The following is a 21,729-nucleotide window of genomic DNA, read 5'->3' as shown; positions in this document are numbered from 1 at the left end:
CTGACACCATGAGCAACGTCGACCACGCCGAAATCGCCAAATTCGAAGCCCTGGCCCATCGCTGGTGGGATCGCGAAAGCGAGTTCAAACCGCTGCACGACATCAACCCGCTGCGGGTCAACTGGATCGACGAGCGCGTCAATCTGGCCGGCAAGAAAGTCCTCGACGTCGGTTGCGGCGGCGGCATCCTCAGCGAAGCCATGGCCCAGCGCGGCGCCACCGTGATGGGCATCGACATGGGCGAAGCGCCGCTGGCGGTCGCGCAATTGCATCAATTGGAATCCGGTGTGAATGTCGAATACCGGCAAATCACCGCCGAAGCCCTGGCCGAAGAAATGCCTGAGCAATTCGACGTGGTCACCTGTCTGGAAATGCTTGAACACGTTCCGGATCCATCCTCGGTGATCCGCGCCTGCTTCCGCATGGTCAAGCCTGGCGGCCAGGTGTTCTTCTCCACCATCAACCGCAACCCGAAGGCTTATCTGTTCGCCATCGTCGGCGCCGAATACATCATGAAGCTGCTGCCACGCGGCACTCACGACTTCAAGAAATTCATCCGCCCTTCCGAGCTCGGTGCCTGGAGTCGCATGGCCGGCCTGACCGTCAAAGACATCATCGGCCTGACCTACAATCCGCTGACCAAGCACTACAAACTGGCATCCGATGTCGACGTCAACTACATGATCCAGACCCTGCGCGAGGAGTAAGCCGATGCGTATCAGAGCAGTTCTTTTCGACATGGACGGCACCCTGCTCGACACCGCGCCGGATTTCATCGCCATCTGCCAGGCGATGCGTGCTGAGCGTGGTTTGCCGCCGATGAACGACAAGCACATCCGTGACGAGATCTCCGGCGGCGCCAGGGCGATGGTCGCGGTGACTTTCTCGATGGACCCGGAATCGCCGGGCTTCGAGGAGCTGCGCCTGGAATTTCTGGAGCGCTATGTCAAAGGTTGCGCGGTGCACAGCAAGCTCTTCGACGGCATGGGCGAATTGCTGGCCGACATCGAGAAGGCCAACCTGATCTGGGGCGTGGTCACCAACAAACCGCTGCGCTTCGCCGAGCCGATCATGCAGCAACTGGGGCTGGCCGAGCGTTCGGCGCTGCTGATCTGCCCGGATCACGTGAAGAACAGCAAACCGGACCCGGAGCCGTTGATCCTGGCGTGCAAGATGCTCGACCTCGATCCGGCCAGCGTGCTGTTCGTCGGCGACGACCTGCGCGATATCGAATCCGGCCGCGATGCCGGCACCAGAACAGCCGCCGTGACCTACGGCTACATTCATCCGGAGGATAACCCGCGGCATTGGGGCGCGGATGTGGTGGTCGATCATCCAATGGAGTTGCGCCTGGTGCTGGATAGCGCTTTGTGCAGTTGCTGATCTGACTGACAACAGGAAGCATTTGTGGCGAGGGGGCTTGCCCCCGTTCGGCTGCGAAGCAGTCGTAAATCCAGAGAACACGGTCTGGCTGAAGGTAGCGAATGGAGGGCCGCTTCGCGACCCAACGGGGGCAAGCCCCCTCGCCACAATAAGCGCTCTTGCCACAGATGCGATGCATGCCTACGTTGAATTGTTGTGAGGTTTTTTATGTTTGATTATTCCGCCCGTCCTGAATTGCTCAAGGACCGGGTTATCCTGGTCACCGGCGCTGGCCGAGGCATCGGTGCTGCCGCCGCGAAAACCTACGCTGCTCATGGCGCCACCGTGTTGCTGCTGGGCAAGACCGAAGCCAATCTGACTCAGGTCTACGACGAAATCGAAGCGGCTGGGCATCCACAACCGGTAGTGATCCCGTTCAACCTGGAAACCGCCCTGCCCCACCAATACGATGAACTGGCGGCCATGATCGAAACCGAATTCGGCCACCTCGACGGCTTGCTGCACAACGCGTCGATCATCGGCCCACGCACGCCGATCGAGCAGTTGTCCGGCGAGAACTTCATGCGCGTCATGCAAGTCAACGTCAACGCCATGTTCATGCTCACCAGCACCCTGCTGCCGCTGCTCAAGCTGTCGCAGGACGCCTCGGTGGTGTTCACCTCCAGCAGCGTCGGTCGCAAGGGTCGTGCGTATTGGGGCGCTTACGGCGTGTCCAAGTTCGCCACCGAAGGCCTGATGCAAACCCTGGCCGACGAAGTAGACACCGTCGCCCCCGTGCGCTCCAACAGCATCAACCCCGGCGCCACCCGCACCAGCATGCGTGCTCAGGCCTACCCTGGGGAAAATCCGCTGAACAACCCGACACCCGAGGAGATCATGCCGGTCTACCTTTACTTGATGGGGCCGGACAGTACCGGCATCAACGGTCAGGCGTTCGACGCTCAGTAATGCCCGTGCGTCGCTTTTGTGCCGCGACGACTTCCCGTCGCGGCACGCAAAGCCCCTGATAACTGTTGCTGTTTCAAGTCAAATAAATGCCAACATCCCCGACACCATCCTTCGCAACCTCCCCAACCTTGTTGATTTAGAACGCTTTTTAGCCGACTGAACTGAATGGCACGACTTTCGCTCTAATTTTGCTCAGACACGCCGTGTGAAAGCAGACGGGGCAGAGCTTGAGCCGAGAGGTTACTAATCTTCGGCAAAGCGGACTAAACTCGTGCCAAATGTCCTACGGGACTGATGGACCAGTATGACGCGCAGCCCAAAGCCGCTCTCACCCAGCCTGTAAGACAGTCTTACTGTTTAGGGGCTCACGCCATATGAAATCGCCTTCCCAGACCAACGCAATTGACTTCGACAGCGCCAAATTGCAACGCCTGGGCTTTGGTCAGCAGCCTCCCCTTCTGGAGCGGCCCGTCAGTCTTGCGCAATTGCGTCAGGAGCTGGGCCTGCAACTGCAAACCAGTCTTGAGCCGCAACGCATTCTCGGACTTTTCTTCCGTGAAATTCAGCGCCTTGTACCGCTGGATGCCTTGAATTATGAGCATCAGCCCAGCGACTTGCGCCTGCAGTTCGGCCAGCGAGGTCATCATTCGATCAGCTACAGCCTCAGTCATGAAGGCGAGCAATTGGGTGAACTGGTGTTCCGTCGCAATCAGCGTTTCAGCGATGAGGAGCAAGGCCATCTGGAATCGCTGTTATCAGCGCTTCTCTACCCGATGCGCAATGCCCTGCTCTACCGTGCCGCCACCCAAAGCGCCTTGCGCGACCCGCTGACCGACACCGGCAATCGCATCGCGATGGATCAGACGCTGCAACGGGAAATCGAGATGTCGCGCCGACACTCACAGCCCCTGTCGCTGCTGATGCTGGACATCGATCACTTCAAACAAATCAATGACACCTACGGGCACAGCGCCGGCGATGAAGTGCTCAAGGCCGTCGCAGCCTCGATCAAAAGCCAGTTGCGTAACGTGGACATGGTGTTCCGGTTTGGAGGCGAAGAATTCATGATCTTGCTGTCCAACACCAGCCGGGAAGCCGCGGCCATGGTCGGCGAACGACTGCGGTTCGCTGCGCAGGCTCAGGACTATGTGGCCGAAGGCAAGGCCATCGAACTGACGGTCAGCCTGGGTTGCTCGACCCTGCTGCCCGGCGAGTCTGCCGAGAGCCTGTTGCGACGAGCCGATAGTGCGCTGTATGTGGCCAAGCGCGAGGGGCGTAACCGGTTGGCGATGGCGGGCTGAGTCAGCCCCCGATAATCAAATGTGTGGCGAGGGGGCTTGTCCCCTCGCCACACAGGCTAGCTCCTACAGTTGTTTTGTGTAGCCTTCGGATCAACTCTCGGCCAACGCCATCCGCTCACGGACTACCGGGGCTTTTGCTGCCAGTTCCAACTGCATGCATCGCTCCAGGAACAGGTACATGTAGTCGTAACTTTTGCAGACCGCCTGGCGCAATTCCATTTGCAGGGATTTGCTCGGGTTCAGCCCCGCCAGGGTGCAGATGATTTCCAGCGCTTCCCAAGGATGGGCATCGTCGTACTGGGCGTGCATCTTCAACCACTTCATCGCCCGCTTGCGATCTTCCTCGGGGAACGATGCCGCATAGACGCCACTGGAACAGACCAGCGCCGACCACTCCCCGGTAGCACCCTCGATGGCATAGTTGGTGGCGGCGATAGCCACGATCAGCGAGTCCGACGAACTGGTGTGCCAGCACCAGTGACTCAAGGCGTGAAGTTCAGGGGCAACCTGTTGCGCCTGCAGATCTTCCAGGCTGATACCGTGAGCACGGCTCCAGTGCACCCAGTAATCGGCATGGTTCAGTTCGACGCGAATATTGCGCATCAGCCAGCGACGCGCCATGTCTTCGCCAGGGTGGCGTGCAAAACGGGTCTTGGCCAGGTTCTGTGCCATGTATAAGGCGAACTGTTCGACCACCGGCCAGCCACCAATGAGGTACTGACGCATGGTTTTTGCGCTGAGCTTGTTATCGCGCATCCGCTGGTACAGTTCATGTTCGACGACGCGGCGCTTGCTCTCGCTGCAATCCTGAATCAATTGCTGAGCCCAGGCGGGGTAACTTGCAGCTTCCATGAGGGGTCCGGTTCTGTTGAATGTGTCGATCACTGTCGCGCTCCTTTTGATTGTGATTTTCAGATCAACAAGAGATTTCAACGGAACGTGCCGGGCGCCTTGAATAACAAAGGCCGTGGCCTGGCAGGACGACTTTGTAAACTGTCGCAGGTAAACAGATGCGGGCGTTCAATCAGATACCCTTGAGCGTAATCCACCCCGATCTCCAGCAATGCCTGCTCGATCTGAGGTGTTTCAACGAACTCGGCAATCGTACGCTTACCCATGACATGCCCGATGTGATTGATCACTTCGACCATGGCGCGGTTAATCGGGTCGTCCAGCATATCCTTTACGAAACTCCCGTCGATCTTCAGGAAGTCTACAGGTAAATGTTTCAAGTAAGCGAATGAGGACATACCGGCGCAGAAGTCATCTAATGAGAAGTGGCAACCTAAGCCTTTGAGTTCATTAATAAATCTAATTGCGCTAGGCAAATTGGAAATCGCACTGGTTTCTGTAATTTCAAAACAAATCATTTCAGGTGGAATTGAATATGCAACAAACTGTTCACGAAGGAAGTCCAGAAACGCCTCATCTCCGATAGTAATACCTGACAGATTTATCGCACACATGGCCAGCGGCTCTTCGCCCTCTTGGGCGATGGCCTGGGCAATGACCTTGAAAACGTTCTCCACCACCCAGCGGTCAAGCGACGTCATCAAACCATAACGCTCGGCGGCCGGAATGAAACTGTCCGGTAGAATCATGCGCCCGGCTTCGTCATGCAGGCGCAGCAGGATTTCGATATGTCCGCCGTCCCGCTCGCCAAGACCCAGAGGCGCGATTTCCTGGGAGTAGAGGCAAAAGCGGTCCTCCTCCAACGCCATGTGCAGGCGTTGCACCCAGGCCATCTCACCATAGCGCAGGGACAGTTCCGAATCGTCGGCGTGATAGACCTGAACCCGGTTGCGGCCCTTTTCCTTGGCCATGTAACAGGCCATATCAGCAGCTCGCAGCGAGGCTTCGAGGGTGGCCGGACTCTGAGTGACGTGCACCAGACCAATGCTCACCGTGGTCACGAACGGCCGGCCTTTCCAGACAAAATGCAGGTTCTGCACAGTCTGGCGCAGGACTTCGGCAATTTTCTCAGCCGCTTCCGGCGCACAGTTTTCCAACAGAATGCCGAACTCGTCACCCCCCAATCGGGCCAGGGTGTCGCCTTCGCGCAATCCTGATTGCAGCAACGCACAAATATGCCGCAACAACTCATCGCCGGCAGCATGACCGCAGGTGTCGTTGACCAGTTTGAATTGATCCAGATCGAGGAACATCAAGGCGTGACGTCCCGCTTGTCGCATCAGGCCATGCAGGGCCTGTTCCAGGCGATATTCGAATTCGCGGCGGTTGGCCAGCCCGGTCAAGGCGTCATGGGTCGCCTGCCAGGACAGATTGGCGATGTACTGCCGCTCTTGGGTCATGTCATGCAGCACCAGCACGGTGCCACTGACCTTGCCCGCATTGCGGATCGGCGCACCGACCAAGGTGACCGAAACCGTGCTGCCATCCAGTCGCTGGATCAGTTTGGAATGTTCGCTACCGCCACTGAGCTGGCCGCTCAAAATGTGTTCGATCAAGGTAAAACCGTCGGCCTGAGCGTTCTCGTCCAGCAGATTGAACAGCGCCGCCAATGGCAACCCCGTCGCCTGTTCGGCCTTCCAGTGAGTCAAGGCCTCGGCGGCCGGGTTCATGTAGGCAATCGCGCCCTCGACGTCGGTGGTGATCACCCCGTCGCCAATCGATTGCAGGGTGATCTGCGCCCGGTCTTTCTCCAACTGCAAGGCATCGGCGAAGGCATGCCGCTGTTCGAGTAGTTTGTGGGTACGCAGCAAGGCCAGCACGATCAGGCCCAGCGCTGTGGCGAGGTTCGTCGCCAGCAGCAGCCGGAGAATCATGCGCGAGCCCTCGCCCAAGGCATCGCTGAACGCTTTGGCAGGGGGCGTCACGCCATCGTTGATGGCCAAAATCTGCGCCTTCCAGTGCTTGATATCGGCATCGGTGGCCTGGTTATCGACGATACCCTGATGCATTTCCCGCGCGACGTCATCGAGCCGCACCAGGTACTCGTCACCGATCGTCCAGAGTTCGATGGCTTTTTCCAGGTAACTGAAATGCCGGAAATTGAGGTACAGCCAAATCAGGCTGGGGACGTCGTCCGGGTGATTGCCGCCCTTGAGAATCGCGAGCCGCGCGGCCTCGATATTCGGTGGCTGATGATCCAGCGCCATACGCAACTCATGGCCGCCCTGAGGCACGGCAATCGCGTTCTGGTATTTGAGAAAAATCGTCTCGTCGCGACTGTCGGCGTAGAGATTGAGGTAATAGATGGCGTCTTTCTGGCCCTTGGACCACAGGCTCTCACCGCCGACGTAGCCACGAACCGCTGAAAGAACGTAAAGACTGACGCCGCCCAACAATGCCTGAAACAACACAACGGCGATAAATGGCCAGACGATGCCCAACAGCCGTGGCGTTCCGAGAGTCCGTTTTTGCTTCATGAGGTCCCTTGCATAAGCATTGCCGGATGAACACCCAAATAAATCCCGCACCTGACAGCACAGACTAGGCTAATTTCCGACACTTCGAATCATCGAGCACACCACTGCAATCCGATTGTCTGGCCAGACAGAGCGCAAAAAACGCCAAAATTCCTCGGGACCGCTCAAACACTAAGCACAGAAAACCGTACAAAGTTCAAGGTCGTTGAATTTGCTGCAAATGCCCATAAAGCTTGGCGTACAAACCACCATCGGCAATCAACTGCTGATGGTCGCCATCCTCGGCAACCTGCCCGCCATCGAACACCAACACTCGATCGGCCTGCTTCACGGCCGACAATCGGTGCGCAATGATCAACGTGGTGCGGCGGCTCAAGAACCGCGCCAGCGCCTGGTGCAGGTTGTATTCGGTGGCCGCGTCCAGTGCGGACGTGGCCTCGTCGAGGATCACCACTTTGGGCTCGGCCAACACCATTCGGGCAATCGCCAGGCGTTGACGCTGCCCGCCGGATAAACGCACACCGGATCGCCCGACGATACTGTCCAGACCGTTGGGCAATGCACGCACCGTGTGGTGCAGTTGAGCAATTTCCAATGCCTGCCAGCAGGCTTCGTCACTGCGTTCGCGGCCCATGGTCAGGTTGGCGCGCACGGTGTCGTTGAACAGGGCGGGATGTTGCAGGACCACGGCGACATTTTCGCGCACAGTTTCCAGGCCGATTTCTTGCTGAGTCGAACCACCGAAACGGATGGTCCCGGCCAGCGGCGTGTACAGGCCCAACAGTAACTGCACCAGAGTACTTTTGCCCCCCCCGCTGGCGCCGACAATCGCGACTTTTTCACCGGGGGCAATCGACAGGTTCATTTGGTTCAGCACCAACTCGTCGCCGTAGCCGAAACTCAGCCCCTGCACTTCGATGCCCACCGTGTCGCGCCCTTGGAACGGATCGACACTGCCGGTGTATTGCGGCTCGTCGGCACGGGCCAGCAACTCGTTGATCCGCGACAGCGCACCGCCGGCGGCGTAAAAGGCGTACTGCAGATTGAGCAGCTGCTCCACCGGACCGATCATGAACCACAGGTAGCTGAACACCGCCAGCATCTGGCCGATGGATAGGTCGGAAAACAGCACGGTGAGCATGGCTGCGGCGCGGAAAATATCGATGCCGAACTGGAACAGCAAACCGCTGGCCCGGTTCGATGCATCGGTTTTCCACTGCGAGCTCACCGCGTAATCGCGCACTTCCCGCGCTCGCTGCCCCAACCGTCCGAGGAAAAACCCCTGACGATTACCGGCACGCACTTCCTGGATAGCGTCCAGGGTTTCGGTCAAGGCTTGGGTGAAGCGTGAGGTGCTGTCGTTCTCGAGCTTCTTCAGATGTTTGACCCGCTTGCCCAACTGCACCGTGGCGTAGATCACCAGCGGGTTGAACAGCAGAATCAGCAGCGCGAGTTTCCAGTGCATCCACATCAGGATCGATGCGGTGCCCACCAGCGTCAGCATCGCCACGAGGAAACGACTGAGGGTTTCGCCGACGAATTTGTCCAGGGTATCCAGGTCGGTGACCAGGTGCGTGGTCACCGTGCCGCTGCCCAGGCTTTCGTATTCGCCCAGCGAGATGCGCTTGAGCCGGTCGATCAACCGCACCCGAATCCGATACACGATGTCCTTGGCCAGCGCCGCAAACAATTTCGCCTGCACCACGTTGAACAACAACGCGGCGCAACGCAGCGCCAGGGTCACCAGCAGCATCAGGCCGATATAACCCGCGGCTTTCTGCCAGACGTCGGGCAGTGCGTGGTTCATGACTTTCAGTGCAACGTCACCGTGGCCCAGCAGCACTTCGTCCACCAGCAACGGCAACAGCAACGGGATCGGCACGCTGCACAGCGTTGCCAATACCGCAACGCCGTTGGCGATCCACAGGGATTTTTTATGATGAAGGGCCAGGCGGCGGATTTCCGCCCAGCTCAGCCGATCGACACGTTTGGGAGCTGCTGCATCATCGGGCAGATCATGCACAGGCAGCGCGCTCCAGCCAGCGGCCGAGCAACGGTGACAACTCGCTCAGGGGCTGATAGCCATTGGTCAGCAGCGCCAATTGACCATTGCGCTCTGCCAGCAAGGTCGGGAAACCGGCAATGCCCAAGTCCTGGACCCAAGTGAAATCGGCGGCGGTCGCAGCGTGCTGATCGGCACGGTCGAAGGCTGCGGCAAATTCGATGCGCGGCAAACCGGCCTTCTCCGCCAGCTCCACCAACACGCTGGCACGAGTGACATCGCGACCTTCGGTGTAGAACGCGTGCTGGATCAGCCCGAGCAATGTCCAGGCGCAATCTGGCGCCAGGCTGCGCGCGGTCACCAGCGCCCGACAGGCAGGCTCGGTGTCGTAGACAAACCCGTCGGGCAACGCGCCTTCAAATTTGAACGGCTGGCCGGTGGCCTCGTGAACCGCCTGCCAGTGCTCAAGAATGTAGCGTCGGGTGGTCGGCTCCAGCGCCGCGCCACTGCCGGTGCGCAAACCACCCACCACCAGATGCAACTCCACACCCGCCGCCTGCGCCTGCTCAACCAGCGCTTTGGCCACCGGAGCGAAGCCCCAGCACCAGGAACACATCGGATCCATCACATAGAGCAGGCGTGCAGACATGGTTCAAGCCTCGGAAGCGGATTGCTTGTAGTTGTAACCGATCGGGTGCGGCATGTTGCGCGCCTTGGCCAGTTCGATCTGCTTCTGCCGGTCGATGGCACTGCGACGGGTTTTCTCGCTCAGCTTATCCCAGCAATGCGGGCAACTGATGCCGGCCACATAGTGCTCGGATGCGCGGTCTTCAACGCTGACGGGCGTACGACAGGCATGACATTGATCGTAGTCGCCTTCGCTGAGATCGTGACGAACGGTCACGCGGTTATCGAACACGAAACAGTCGCCCTGCCATTTGGTTTCTTCCTGCGGCACCTCTTCGAGGTACTTCAGGATGCCGCCCTTGAGGTGATAAACCTCGTCGAAACCCTGGCTGAGCATGTAGCTCGACGCCTTCTCACAACGAATGCCGCCGGTGCAGAACATCGCGACTTTCTTGTGCACGGCCGGGTCGAAGTTGGCTTTGATGTAGTCGGGGAATTCGCGAAAACTGGTGGTCTTCGGATCGATGGCGCCTTCGAAGGTGCCGATCGAGACTTCGTAGTCATTGCGGGTGTCGATCAACAGCACTTCCGGATCGCTGATGAGCGCGTTCCAGTTCTGCGGATCCACATAGGTGCCGACCTTTTTGTTCGGGTCCACGCCCTCAACGCCCAAGGTGACGATTTCTTTCTTGAGTTTGACTTTGGTGCGGTAGAACGGCTGTTCGTCGCAGTACGACTCTTTGTGGTCGATGTCGTCCATGCGCGGGTCGTTCTTGAGCCAGGCCATCAGCCCGTCAATGCCTTCGCGGCTGCCGGACACGGTGCCGTTGATGCCTTCTTCGGCGATCAGCAGCGTGCCTTTGATGCCGTTGTCGATCATCGCTTGCAGCAGTGGCTCGCGCAGATCAACGTAATTTTCCAGGGTGACGAACTTATACAGTGCCGCCACGACAATCTGTTGTGTCATGGGTAATTCTCCAGGTGGCTACCCTCGTAAGGGGTGAACCGGATGCGAAAAAAAACGCGCCGGGTGAGCGGCGCGTTGCGGATTCTAGCAAAAAACCAAGGGTTAATGCTTGCTGCCGCCAGCACAGGTCGGCGAGGCCGGAGCCGCGTCGATCTGCGCCCATTCCTCAGGCGTGTAGGTATGCAGCGCCAACGCATGGAACTCGCCCATCAGTTCGCCCAAAGTGCCGTACACCTTCTGGTGACGCTTGACGCGATTGAGCCCTTCGAACTGCCGGCTGACCACCACCGCCTTGAAGTGGGTCTGCAAGCCACGGCTGTGCATGTGGCTTTCATCCAGTACTTGCAGGTGCTCGGGCTGCAGCAGCCCCAGCGTCGATTCGATGCGTTGTTGCATGGTCATACCCGGCTCCGCTTAAGGCTTTTTCTTGGCTGCAGGAGCAGCGGCGCCGGCTTTAGGATCCAGCTCGTTAGTCATGTCAGCCAGCAGTTTGTTGACCACAGGCACCGCGCTTTCCAGCTTGGCTTGAGTCATCTGGGCCGACTGCTGAGTCAGCTGCGGCATTTTTTCCAGGACTTTCTTGCCCAGTGGCGACTGGTAGAACGCCACCAGATCCTTGAGCTCGGATTCGCTGAAGTTGGTGGTGTAGAGCTTGACCATGTCCGGCTTCAGCTTGTTCCAGCCAATGGCTGCGTCCAGCGCTGCGTTGGCCTTGGCCTGATAAGTTTCCAGAACGGCTTTCTTCGACTCAGGGGCTTTGGTCTGTTCAAAGCGCTGAGCGAACATTTGCTGCACTTGCATGTACACCGGAGTGCCCAGTTTGTCAGCGTGCGCCAGGGTCAGGAAAGCTTCGGCACTGGCGTTGTGGCTGGCGGTATCGGCAAAAACCTGGCCGCTGGCGCAAACCAGTGCAACCGCGGTACAGATGGCACGAAGACGAGTCATCGAGTTTCCTTTTCTAGCAGGCGAGGTATAACCCCAAGGGCGACCATTCTGCGCCTAAAAAAGTGTGTCGCTCAACCCCAAGCCTTGTCGCGACTGATTTAGAGGGGTTGAACGGTCAAATTCCAGACTGATGGAACCACGACCGGCGATCACAGCCTAAACTGCGCTATCAGACCTACAGGAGTGTGCATGATGAGCCGTATCGAAACCGACAGCCTGGGCCAGGTGGAAGTCCCGGATGACGCTTACTGGGGCGCTCAGACGCAACGCTCGCTGATTAATTTCGCCATTGGCAACGAACGCATGCCGCTGGCTGTGTTGCATGCCCTGGCCCTGATCAAGAAAGCCGCGGCACGCGTCAACGATCGTAATGGCGACCTGCCCGCCGACATCGCCCGCCTGATCGAACAAGCGGCCGACGAAGTGCTCGACGGCCAACATGACGACCAGTTCCCGCTGGTGGTCTGGCAGACCGGTAGCGGCACCCAGAGCAACATGAACGTCAACGAAGTGATCGCCGGTCGCGCCAACGAACTGGCCGGCAACCCGCGCGGTGGCAAGAGCCCGGTGCACCCCAACGATCACGTCAACCGCTCCCAGAGTTCCAACGATTGCTTTCCCACGGCCATGCACATCGCGACGGTTCAGGCGGTGCAACAGCATTTGCTGCCGGCGATCGCTGAGTTGTCCGGCGGCTTGGCGGAGCTGTCCGCGCGGCACATGAAACTGGTCAAGACCGGTCGTACCCACATGATGGACGCCACGCCGATTACATTCGGTCAGGAACTCTCGGCGTTCATCGCACAACTGGATTACGCCGAGCGGGCGATCCGCAGCGCGTTGCCGGCGGTCTGTGAACTGGCCCAGGGCGGCACCGCGGTCGGCACCGGATTGAACTCACCCCACGGTTTTGGCGAAGCGATCGCCGCCGAACTGGCCGCCCTCTCCGGCCTGCCGTTCGTCACCGCGCCGAACAAATTCGCCGCACTGGCCGGTCATGAGCCACTGACCACGCTGTCCGGCGCCCTGAAAACCCTCGCCGTGACCCTGATGAAAATCGCCAACGACCTGCGCGTGCTGGGCTCCGGACCACGAGCCGGGTTTGCCGAGGTGAAACTGCCGGCCAACGAGCCGGGCAGCTCGATCATGCCTGGCAAGGTCAACCCGACCCAGTGCGAAGCGTTGTCGATGCTGGCCTGTCAGGTGTTGGGCAACGACGTCGCCATCGGTTTTGCCGCCAGTCAGGGGCACCTGCAATTGAACGTGTTCAAACCGGTGATCATCCACAACCTGCTGCAATCGATCCGCTTGCTGGGCGACGGCTGCAGCAACTTCCAGCAGCATTGCATCTCCGGCCTGGAACCGGATGCCGAGAAAATGGCCGAGCATCTGGAACGAGGCTTGATGCTGGTGACGGCGCTGAACCCGCACATCGGCTACGACAAATCAGCCGAGATTGCCAAGAAGGCCTACAGCGAGGGGCTGACACTGCGTGAGGCGGCGTTGAAGTTGGGGTATCTGACCAATGAAGAGTTCGATGCGTGGGTGAGGCCGGAGAATATGCTGGAGGCAGGTGCCAAGGGCTGAGTTCTCTAGCGCCCGACAGTCAGTCATCGCGGGCAAGCCACGCTCCCACAGGATTTGTGTCAATCACAACACCCGTGAGCGACCCAAAACCTGTGGGAGCGTGGCTTGCCCGCGATGAACGATAACGCGGTCTAACTGGCTGCCATCCGCACCCGCCGTGCCCTGAGCCCGGCGATCAACGATGGCCCCAACGCCACCAGCGCCGACCCGAGCACCACCAGCACCGCCCCGCCATAACCCAGACCGTTGATCGTTTCGGCATGCACAAAGTCAGGCCACAACCAGGCCGCCACGGCCACCGCGGCAAAAGTCACCAGCGGCGTGATCGCCAGCGTCGCGCTGACCCGCGAAGCTTCCCAATGGGCCAGGGCTTCGGCGAAGGCACCATACGCGATCAGGGTATTCAAGCAGCACGCCAGCAGCAGCCAGCCTTGCAGCGGGCTCAGTTGCAGTGCTTCCAGCGGATGCACCCACGGTGTCAGCAACAGCGCGCAGAACAGGTAAATCACCATCATCACCTGCAACGAATTCCACACCGTGAGCAGCTGCTTCTGACCCAAGGCATAGAAGGTCCAGACCGTCGACGCCAACAGCACCATCAGCACACCCGCGGTGTAATCGGTCAGGGAGGTGAGCAACTCGCCCAAGCGCTGATTGAAGAACAGTGCAAAGCCGATCAGCAGCACCAGCAGGCCAATCCCCTGCCCCACGCTGAAACGCTCTTTGAACACGAACAGACTGGCGATCAGCAACATGATCGGACCCATTTGCACCACCAGCTGCGCGGTGCCGGGGCTGAGCAGGTTCAGGCCCATCAGGTACAGCACGTAGTTGCCGACCAGTCCGAGTACCGCCATCAACACCAACCAGCCACCGTGCGGGCCGAGGACTTTGCGACTCGGCAAGCGTCTGGTCGCCGCCAGATATATGAACAGGCACCCGCCGGACACCATCAAGCGAAACCAGGTCACCGTTATCGGGTCCATCACCAGCAGCACTTGCTTGAGTTTGATCGGCAGAATTCCCCACAACAACGCGGTCAGCAAGGCCAGGAATAAACCGTACACCCAGCGACCCGATGAAATATGCATGCTGCCCCCGAAGCCCATTGGCAAGAATGCTCATTCTAGGCTCAGACCGGAGCGCGACACAGGGACAGTTGCCCTCGGGCCGCGAATGAAACTGTGCAGGTCGCACCATGACATTGACGGGATGCCGTCGATCAGCTCGCCAGGCGTTGCAAAGGGTTCATGCATAAGCTCATTGAAACCGCCCTCTGCAGGAGATCGCCCATGTACGGCATGCGCGCCCATGACACCGCCCCCGCCACGCACTTTCGCTGCGACCGGTTGTGTCGTGTCAATGGGGAGTTGTATTTCACCACCCGGGAACAGACCCTGGAGGGGCCGTTCGGTAATGCGGCGACGGCCGAGAAGGAGATCCAGGCTTATATCGAGCGGATGCAGGTTTTGAGCATGAACATGTCATCGAGGTGACTGCTTCGCGGGCAAGCCTCGCTCCCACGGGATAGCATGGGCTTGCCCGCGAAGGCGACCTCACGGAATTACCGCACCGCCTCAAACAACCCCGTAGCCCCCATCCCACCGCCCACGCACATGGTGACGATGCCGTAGCGCAGGTTACGCCGCTGCAACTCGCGCACGATGTGCCCGACCTGACGCGAACCGGTCATGCCGAACGGGTGGCCGATGGAAATCGAGCCGCCATTGACGTTGTATTTGTCGTTGTCGATCTCCAGTCGGTCGCGGCTGTACAGGCATTGCGAGGCGAACGCTTCGTTGAGCTCCCACAAATCAATGTCGGCAATCTGCAACCCCTTGGCCTTGAGCAACTTCGGCACCGAGAACACCGGGCCGATGCCCATCTCGTCCGGCTGGCACCCGGCCACGGTGAAACCGCGAAAGAAGGCTTTGGGCTTGAGCCCCAGCGCCAGGGCTTTTTCCAGGCTCATCACCAGTGTCATCGAAGCACCGTCAGACAGCTGCGACGAGTTGCCGGCGGTCACCGAGCCGTCTTCGGCAAATACCGGTTTCAACCCCGCCAGGCTTTGCAGGGTGGTGTCGGGGCGGTTGCAGTCGTCGTGATCGACAATGCCGTCGAGGATCTGCACTTGGCCGGTGGTCTTGTCTTCAACGCGATACTTCACCGCCATCGGCACGATTTCATCGTTGAACAACCCGGAGGCCTGCGCCAGAGCGGTACGTTGCTGGCTTTGCAGGGCGTACAGATCCTGCTCTTCACGGCTGACGCCGTAACGACGCGCGACGATCTCGGCCGTCTGGCCCATGGGGAAATAGATACCTGGCACCTGCTCTTTCAGCAGCGGGTTGATCAGGTGGTCGGTGTTGACGCTTTTCATGGTCAGGCTGATCGACTCGACACCGCCGGCGACGATGATGTCGCTGCAACCGGAAGCGATCTGATTGGCGGCAATCGCGATGGCCTGCAAGCCCGACGAACAGAAGCGGTTAAGGGTCATGCCACCCGTGCCGATGCCCAGGTGCGACAGCACCGCGACGTTGCGACCGATGTTGTAACCCTGGGCACCTTCGTTGGAACCGGCGCCGACGATGCAATCCTCGACGCTGGCCGGGTCGACGTCATTGCGCGTGAGCAGCGCGTTGACACAGTGGGCCGCCATGTCGTCGGGACGGGTCATGTTGAACTTGCCGCGAAAGGATTTGGCCAGGCCGGTCCGCACGCTGTCGACGATCACCACTTCACGCATGGCATACACCTCATTGTTGTTGTCAGTCGGGAGTTGGACCGAGCATAAGTCCGACTCATGACTGACCGCGACAATCATTCACCCCGCGTATGCGTAACCATCGGCTCAGCGCTTGCGCTTTTGCAGTTTCTTCTCCCGTTTGTCGGACTTTTCGAATGCTGCTTCCAGCGCCTCATTGAGGGTGCGCAATACCTTGACCCGCGCCCAGCGCTTGTCGTTGGCTTCCACCAGGGTCCAGGGCGATACCTCGGTGCTGGTGCGGTCGACCATATCGCCAACCGCAGCGCGGTAATCGTCCCACTTGTCGCGGTTACGCCAGTCGTCTTCAGTGATCTTGAAACGCTTGAAGGGGATCTCTTCGCGCTCCTGGAAGCGCTCCATCTGAGTCTGTTTGTCGATGGTCAGCCAGAACTTGACCACGATCACCCCGGCATCGTCGAGCTGCTCTTCGAAGTCGTTGATCTCGCCGTAGGCACGCAACCAGTCCGCCTCGCTGCAAAAACCCTCGATGCGCTCCACCAGCACCCGGCCATACCAGGAACGATCGAACACAGTGAATTTTCCCCGCGCCGGAATATGCCGCCAGAACCGCCAGAGATACGGCTGCGCCCGTTCTTCTTCGGTAGGCGCGGCGATCGGCACGATGTTGTACTGACGTGGGTCGAGTGCCGCGGCCACCCGACGGATCGCCCCGCCCTTGCCTGCCGCGTCGTTGCCCTCGAACACCGCGATCAACGCCTGACGACGCATGCGTTTGTCGCGCATCAGCCCGGAAAACCGTGCCTGCTCGGTAATCAGTTGCTCTTCGTAATCGTCCTTGTCCAGGTTCAGGGTCAGGTCCAGGCTGTCGAGCAGATTCACGTGATCGACGCTGGGAGACAAGGGCGCGGCACTGACTTTGTGCGGGTGAATCCTGGGTCTCTTGAGTGCGCTCTGCAAGCCCTCGAGCAGAATCTTGCCAACCGCCAGGCTGCGATAACGCGCATCCAGGCCAGCAATCACGTGCCACGGCGCGTAGTCGCGGCTGGTGCGGCGCAGTACCCGTTCGCCGTACTTCACGAACTTGTCGTAGGTCGCGGATTGTTGCCAGTCCAGCGGGCTGATGCGCCAGCTGTGCAGCGGATCGTCGTTCAGCGCCTTGAGCCGCGCTTTCATTTGTTTCTTGGAGAGGTGAAACCAGAACTTGAAGATCAGCGCACCTTCGTCGCACAACATCTTCTCCAGCCGTTCGGCGCCGTTGATGGCTTGATCGAGTCGCGGATCCTTGAACAAACCATGAACCCGCCCTTGCAGCATCTGGCTGTACCAGTTACCGAAGAAAATCCCCATGCGCCCCTTGGCCGGGAGCATCCGCCAGTAGCGCCAGGCGGGTGGTCGAGCCAGCTCTTCGTCGGTCTGCTGGTCGAAGGTGCGGACCTCGATCAGGCGCGGGTCCATCCATTCGTTGAGCAACTTGACCGTCTCGCCCTTGCCGGCCCCTTCGATGCCGTTGATCAAAATGATCACTGGAAAACGGTGTTGCTGCCGAAGTTCGAACTGCGCTTCGAGCAAGGCTTCACGCAGGGCCGGCACTTCGGCTTCATAGGTTTCTTTGTCGATGACATGACCGATTTCGGCGGATTCGAACATGGAGACACTCCTTCCAGGATTGAGCAAGACTAGCGGATTGGCGTCTCATGCGTAGGACAAATCCATCCTTGAGACTGATACGAACCCTGTGGCGAGGGAGCTTGCTCCCGCTGGACGGCGAAGCCGTCCCGATATCAGAAAACATGTACTCCGGTGCTACATAGACAACCAACTTGCGGCTGCTTCGCACCCGAGCGGGAGCAAGCTCCCTCGCCACAAAACGACGATTCTCCCTGCCCCCCGAATGTGGCACTTGCCACGGATCGAGCACCACCGTGGCGATCGGCTAGAATGGCGGTCTTGCCGTTGCCGAACCTGCCATGAAACCTGTATTGCCCCACGCCCAGCTCGACTGGGACGACCAAGGTCGCCCGCGTTCGCGGGTGTTCGATGATGTGTACTTTTCCGACCAGTCGGGCCTTGAAGAAACCCGCTACGTGTTTCTGGAGCAAAACGATTTGCGCGACCGCTTCGCCGCATTGCCGGCGGGTGGGCGACTGGTGATTGGCGAGACCGGTTTCGGCACCGGGCTGAATTTCCTCTGTGCCTGGCAGTTGTTTGAACAGCACGCAGTGGCCGGTGCGCGGCTGCATTTTGTCAGTGTCGAAAAGTACCCGCTGAGCACCGCCGATCTGCAACGGGCCCTGGCGTTATGGCCGGATCTCAAGCCGTTCGCCGATCAACTGCTGGCGCAATACGTGGCGATCCATCAAGGCTTTCAGCGGCTGGTGCTGGGCAACGGCCGCGTCACCCTGACCCTGCTGATTGGTGATGCATTGGAGCAGTTGCCGCAACTGGACGCGCAGATCGACGCCTGGTTTCTCGACGGTTTCGCCCCGGCGAAAAACCCCGACATGTGGACCGCCGAACTGTTTGCCGAACTGGCCCGCTTGGCGGCACCCGGCTCGACCATCAGCACCTTCACCAGCACCGGCTGGGTACGCCGCCTGTTGAACGCCGCAGGCTTCAAGATGAAACGCACGCCAGGCATCGGTCACAAGTGGGAGATCCTGCGGGGCACCTTTCTTGGCTGGCCCGAAGAGACCGCACGACCTGCCGCGACTAAACCCTGGTTCGCTCGCCCAACTCCGCCGACTGGCGAGCGCCGCGCCGCCCTGGTAATCGGTGCCGGGCTGGCCGGTTGCGCCAGCGCCGCCAGTCTCGCCGCGAGGGGTTGGCAAGTGAGCCTGTTGGAGCGCCACGAAGCACTGGCGCAGGAAGCCTCGGGCAATCCTCAAGGCGTGCTGTACCTCAAGCTTTCGGCCCACGGCACGGCGTTATCGCAATTGATCGTCAGCGGTTTTGGTTACACCCGGCGCCTGCTGGAACAATTGCAGCGCGGCGTCGACTGGGACGATTGCGGGGTCTTGCAACTGGCCTTCAATGCCAAGGAAGCCGAGCGTCAGACGCAATTGGCCGCCGCTTTTTCGCCAGACCTGGTACACCTGCTCGATCAACCGCAAGCACAGGCCCGGACCGGCATCGAACTGGAGCACGGCGGCCTGTTCTTCCCCGAAGGCGGCTGGGTTCATCCTCCTGCGTTGTGCCAGTGGCAGGCGTCTTCAACGAACATTCAGTGGCTGCCCCATCGCGAGGTGCTGGAACTGCGCAAGGTGGAGGATCAATGGCAGGCCTGGGACGGCGAGACACTGCTGGCCAGCGCGCCCGTGGTGATTCTGGCCGGCGCCGCCGAGATCAAGCGTTTTCCCCAAAGCGCCGAGCTGCCGCTCAAACGCATTCGCGGCCAGATCACCCGACTGGCGCAAACCCCTGAAAGCCAGAGCCTGGCGACCGTCGTCTGCGCCGAAGGCTATGTGGCACCGGCACGTCTGGGCGAACACACGCTTGGCGCCAGCTTCGATTTCAAGAGTGACGATCTGGCCCCGACTGTCGCCGAGCACCTCGGCAACCTGGCGTTGCTCGAAGAAATCTCCACCGACCTGGTCACCCGCCTGCATGTTCAAGACCTGGACCCGCAGCAGCTTGAAGGACGCGCGGCATTCCGCTGCACCAGTCCCGATTACCTGCCGATCGTCGGACCGTTGGCCGATCAGGCCAGCTTCGCCAATGCCTATGCCGCGCTGAGCAAAGATGCCCGGCAAGTGCCCGATGTGCCCTGCCCGTGGCTTGATGGGTTTTACGTCAACAGCGGCCATGGTTCTCGCGGTTTGATCACCGCGCCATTGTCCGGCGAACTGTTGGCGGCATGGCTTGAGAACGAGCCTTTGCCCTTGCCCAAAACCGTGGCCGAGGCCTGCCATCCCAACCGTTTTGCCTTGCGCCAGTTGATCCGCGGAAAAGTCTGACACACAGACTTATAACTTATCAGTCTAAAACTCCAGGGATTCAGCCGGGTCAGTTTCCGGGTACCCGCCGTTTTTGGCGGGTATCGATTGACCCTCCCCAACGGAAAAACCGGTAAGGACTTATGTGCGGATTAGCTGGAGAATTACGTTTCGACCATCAGCCTGCAGACCTCGCAGCCATTGAACGAATCACCCATCACCTGGCCCCTCGCGGCCCTGATGCGTGGGGCTTCCACAGCCAAGGCCCGATAGCCCTGGGCCATCGGCGCCTGAAAATCATGGACCTGTCGGACGGCTCGGCGCAGCCGATGATCGATAACCAACTGGGTCTGTCCCTGGCCTTCAACGGCGCCATCTACAACTTCCCGGAACTGCGCACCGAGCTGGAAAGCCTCGGTTATGCCTTCTACTCCGGTGGCGACACCGAAGTGCTGCTCAAGGGCTATCACGCCTGGGGTGAAGCGCTGTTGCCCAAGCTCAACGGCATGTTCGCCTTCGCCATTTGGGAACGTGACGCCCAGCGTCTGTTCATCGCCCGCGACCGTCTCGGTGTGAAGCCGCTGTACCTGTCGCGCACCGGCCAGCGCCTGCGCTTTGCCTCGGCATTGCCGGCATTGCTCAAGGGCGGCGACATCAACCCGATCCTCGATCCGGTGGCGCTCAATCATTACCTGAACTTCCACGCGGTGGTCCCGGCCCCGCGCACCTTGCTGGCGGGCATCGAAAAACTGCCCCCGGCGAGCTGGATGCGTATCGAAGCCGACGGCACCACCGAGCAGAAAACCTGGTGGACCCTGCCCTACGGCCCACATGCCGACGAACTGAATCTGACCCTCGAAGACTGGCGCGATCGCGTGCTCGACAGCACCCGTGAAGCGGTGGCAATCCGTCAACGGGCGGCGGTGGATGTCGGTGTGCTGCTGTCCGGTGGTGTCGATTCGAGTCTGTTGGTGGGGCTGTTACGCGAAGTCGGGGTCGAAGACTTGTCGACCTTTTCCATCGGTTTCCAGGATGCCGGTGGCGAGCGCGGTGATGAATTTCAGTATTCGGACCTGATCGCCAAACACTACGGCACCCGGCATCACCAACTGCGTATCGACGAACAAGAGATCATCGAGCAACTGCCGGCAGCGTTCCGCGCCATGAGCGAGCCGATGGTCAGCCATGACTGCATTGCCTTCTACCTGCTGTCCCGGGAAGTGGCCAAGCATTGCAAAGTGGTGCAGAGCGGCCAGGGTGCGGACGAGTTGTTCGCCGGGTATCACTGGTATCCGCAGGTGGACGGCGCGAGCGATCCGTATGCGGCATATCGCGATGCGTTTTTCGACCGCAGCTATACCGACTATGCCGCCACAGTGCAGCCGAAATGGCTGACAACCAACGATGCCGCCGGCGACTTCGTGAAGGAACATTTCGCACAACCCGGTGCCGACGCGGCGGTGGACAAAGCCCTGCGCCTGGACAGCACCGTGATGCTGGTGGACGACCCGGTCAAACGGGTCGACAACATGACCATGGCCTGGGGCCTGGAAGCGCGCACGCCGTTTCTCGACTATCGCCTGGTGGAATTGTCGGCGCGGGTGCCGGGCAAATTCAAACTGCCGGATGGCGGCAAGCAAGTGTTGAAAGAAGCGGCGCGGCTGGTCATTCCCAGTGAAGTGATCGACCGTAAAAAGGGTTACTTCCCGGTCCCCGGCCTCAAGCATTTGCAGGGCGACACGTTGAACTGGGTACGTGAACTGCTGCTCGACCCGAGCCAGGATCGCGGCTTGTTCAATCCCGCCATGCTCGACCGCCTGCTGACCGATCCGCAAGGTCAACTGACCCCGTTGCGTGGCTCCAAGCTGTGGCAATTGGCGGCCCTGAACCTGTGGCTCAGTGAACAAGGAATCTGAT

General features: G+C 59.9%; 18 protein-coding genes. 8 read left to right on the top strand and 10 right to left on the bottom strand.

Going from position 1 to position 21,729, the window contains the following annotated elements; all coding sequences use genetic code 11:
* Window positions 1-8: 8 nt before the first annotated feature.
* The 4 genes from ubiG (at window position 9) to JUI81_RS14780 (ending at window position 3,632) form a co-directional block, all read left to right on the top strand.
* Window positions 9-707 carry a bifunctional 2-polyprenyl-6-hydroxyphenol methylase/3-demethylubiquinol 3-O-methyltransferase UbiG gene (ubiG, locus tag JUI81_RS14795; protein WP_018929858.1) on the top strand — a complete coding sequence of 233 codons (699 nt, stop codon included), beginning with the start codon at window positions 9-11 and terminating at the stop codon, window positions 705-707.
* A gap of 4 nt (window positions 708-711) precedes the next feature.
* A complete protein-coding gene (gene mupP, locus JUI81_RS14790) occupies window positions 712-1,383 on the top strand; it encodes an N-acetylmuramic acid 6-phosphate phosphatase MupP (protein ID WP_018929859.1) in 672 nt (223 codons plus the stop codon).
* 207 nt (window positions 1,384-1,590) lie between these two features.
* Window positions 1,591-2,331 carry a YciK family oxidoreductase gene (locus tag JUI81_RS14785; protein WP_007939907.1) on the top strand — a complete coding sequence of 247 codons (741 nt, stop codon included), beginning with the start codon at window positions 1,591-1,593 and terminating at the stop codon, window positions 2,329-2,331.
* 374 nt (window positions 2,332-2,705) lie between these two features.
* Window positions 2,706-3,632 (top strand): GGDEF domain-containing protein, encoded by a 927-nt coding sequence (locus JUI81_RS14780; protein ID WP_019582591.1) that lies wholly within the window; start codon window positions 2,706-2,708, stop codon window positions 3,630-3,632.
* 90 nt (window positions 3,633-3,722) lie between these two features.
* On the opposite strand, the gene JUI81_RS14775 is transcribed toward JUI81_RS14780, so the two are convergent.
* The 7 genes from JUI81_RS14775 to JUI81_RS14745 all read right to left on the bottom strand — a co-directional run bounded on the left by JUI81_RS14775 (window position 3,723) and on the right by JUI81_RS14745 (window position 11,562).
* Window positions 3,723-4,484, bottom strand: coding sequence for a TenA family transcriptional regulator (locus tag JUI81_RS14775; RefSeq protein ID WP_218584820.1), 762 nt, complete (start codon window positions 4,482-4,484; stop codon window positions 3,723-3,725).
* A gap of 77 nt (window positions 4,485-4,561) precedes the next feature.
* Window positions 4,562-7,021 (bottom strand): EAL domain-containing protein, encoded by a 2,460-nt coding sequence (locus JUI81_RS14770; protein ID WP_028938970.1) that lies wholly within the window; start codon window positions 7,019-7,021, stop codon window positions 4,562-4,564.
* 196 nt (window positions 7,022-7,217) lie between these two features.
* Entirely contained in the window at window positions 7,218-9,044 is a 1,827-nt protein-coding gene (locus JUI81_RS14765) for an ABC transporter ATP-binding protein (RefSeq protein ID WP_204124569.1), read from the bottom strand.
* Window positions 9,037-9,639, bottom strand: coding sequence for a DsbA family protein (locus JUI81_RS14760; protein ID WP_196808877.1), 603 nt, complete (start codon window positions 9,637-9,639; stop codon window positions 9,037-9,039). The genes JUI81_RS14765 and JUI81_RS14760 overlap by 8 nt, the downstream gene beginning before the upstream one ends.
* A 36-nt stretch (window positions 9,640-9,675) precedes the next feature.
* The gene (locus JUI81_RS14755) at window positions 9,676-10,617 is read right to left on the bottom strand and encodes a rhodanese-related sulfurtransferase (protein WP_018929865.1); all 942 of its coding nucleotides are present in this window, start codon (window positions 10,615-10,617) and stop codon (window positions 9,676-9,678) included.
* A gap of 102 nt (window positions 10,618-10,719) precedes the next feature.
* Window positions 10,720-11,019 (bottom strand): BolA family transcriptional regulator, encoded by a 300-nt coding sequence (locus JUI81_RS14750; RefSeq protein WP_007939900.1) that lies wholly within the window; start codon window positions 11,017-11,019, stop codon window positions 10,720-10,722.
* Between the two features lie 12 nt (window positions 11,020-11,031).
* Window positions 11,032-11,562: a DUF2059 domain-containing protein gene (locus tag JUI81_RS14745; protein WP_018929867.1), complete on the bottom strand. Its 531-nt coding sequence runs from the start codon at window positions 11,560-11,562 to the stop codon at window positions 11,032-11,034.
* 192 nt (window positions 11,563-11,754) lie between these two features.
* Between JUI81_RS14745 and JUI81_RS14740 the strand changes: the two genes are divergently transcribed.
* On the top strand, window positions 11,755-13,149 hold the full coding sequence (locus tag JUI81_RS14740; protein WP_204124568.1) for a class II fumarate hydratase: 1,395 nt from the start codon (window positions 11,755-11,757) through the stop codon (window positions 13,147-13,149).
* Window positions 13,150-13,280: 131 nt separating this feature from the next.
* Here JUI81_RS14740 and JUI81_RS14735 read toward each other — a convergent pair whose 3' ends face one another.
* Window positions 13,281-14,240: a DMT family transporter gene (locus tag JUI81_RS14735; RefSeq protein ID WP_204124567.1), complete on the bottom strand. Its 960-nt coding sequence runs from the start codon at window positions 14,238-14,240 to the stop codon at window positions 13,281-13,283.
* A gap of 201 nt (window positions 14,241-14,441) precedes the next feature.
* On the opposite strand from JUI81_RS14735, the gene JUI81_RS14730 reads away from it, so the two are divergent.
* Window positions 14,442-14,645, top strand: coding sequence for a DUF6316 family protein (locus tag JUI81_RS14730; RefSeq protein WP_204124566.1), 204 nt, complete (start codon window positions 14,442-14,444; stop codon window positions 14,643-14,645).
* Window positions 14,646-14,713: 68 nt separating this feature from the next.
* On the opposite strand, the gene JUI81_RS14725 is transcribed toward JUI81_RS14730, so the two are convergent.
* Together JUI81_RS14725 and pap are read right to left on the bottom strand one after the other, a co-directional pair.
* On the bottom strand, window positions 14,714-15,898 hold the full coding sequence (locus JUI81_RS14725) for a thiolase family protein (RefSeq protein WP_204124565.1): 1,185 nt from the start codon (window positions 15,896-15,898) through the stop codon (window positions 14,714-14,716).
* 105 nt (window positions 15,899-16,003) lie between these two features.
* Window positions 16,004-17,527, bottom strand: coding sequence for a polyphosphate:AMP phosphotransferase (pap, locus tag JUI81_RS14720; protein ID WP_204124564.1), 1,524 nt, complete (start codon window positions 17,525-17,527; stop codon window positions 16,004-16,006).
* A gap of 320 nt (window positions 17,528-17,847) precedes the next feature.
* On the opposite strand from pap, the gene mnmC reads away from it, so the two are divergent.
* Complete coding sequence (mnmC, locus tag JUI81_RS14715) at window positions 17,848-19,833, top strand: bifunctional tRNA (5-methylaminomethyl-2-thiouridine)(34)-methyltransferase MnmD/FAD-dependent 5-carboxymethylaminomethyl-2-thiouridine(34) oxidoreductase MnmC (protein ID WP_204124563.1); 1,986 nt, start codon at window positions 17,848-17,850, stop codon at window positions 19,831-19,833.
* A gap of 122 nt (window positions 19,834-19,955) precedes the next feature.
* Window positions 19,956-21,728, top strand: coding sequence for an N-acetylglutaminylglutamine amidotransferase (locus tag JUI81_RS14710; RefSeq protein ID WP_096480880.1), 1,773 nt, complete (start codon window positions 19,956-19,958; stop codon window positions 21,726-21,728).
* Window position 21,729: the final 1 nt, after the last annotated feature.

The organism is Pseudomonas sp. 008, from assembly GCF_016861935.1.
Taxonomy (GTDB): domain Bacteria; phylum Pseudomonadota; class Gammaproteobacteria; order Pseudomonadales; family Pseudomonadaceae; genus Aquipseudomonas.
Note: the sequence above shows the minus strand (reverse complement) of the source record. Positions and strands in the feature narration are given on the sequence as shown.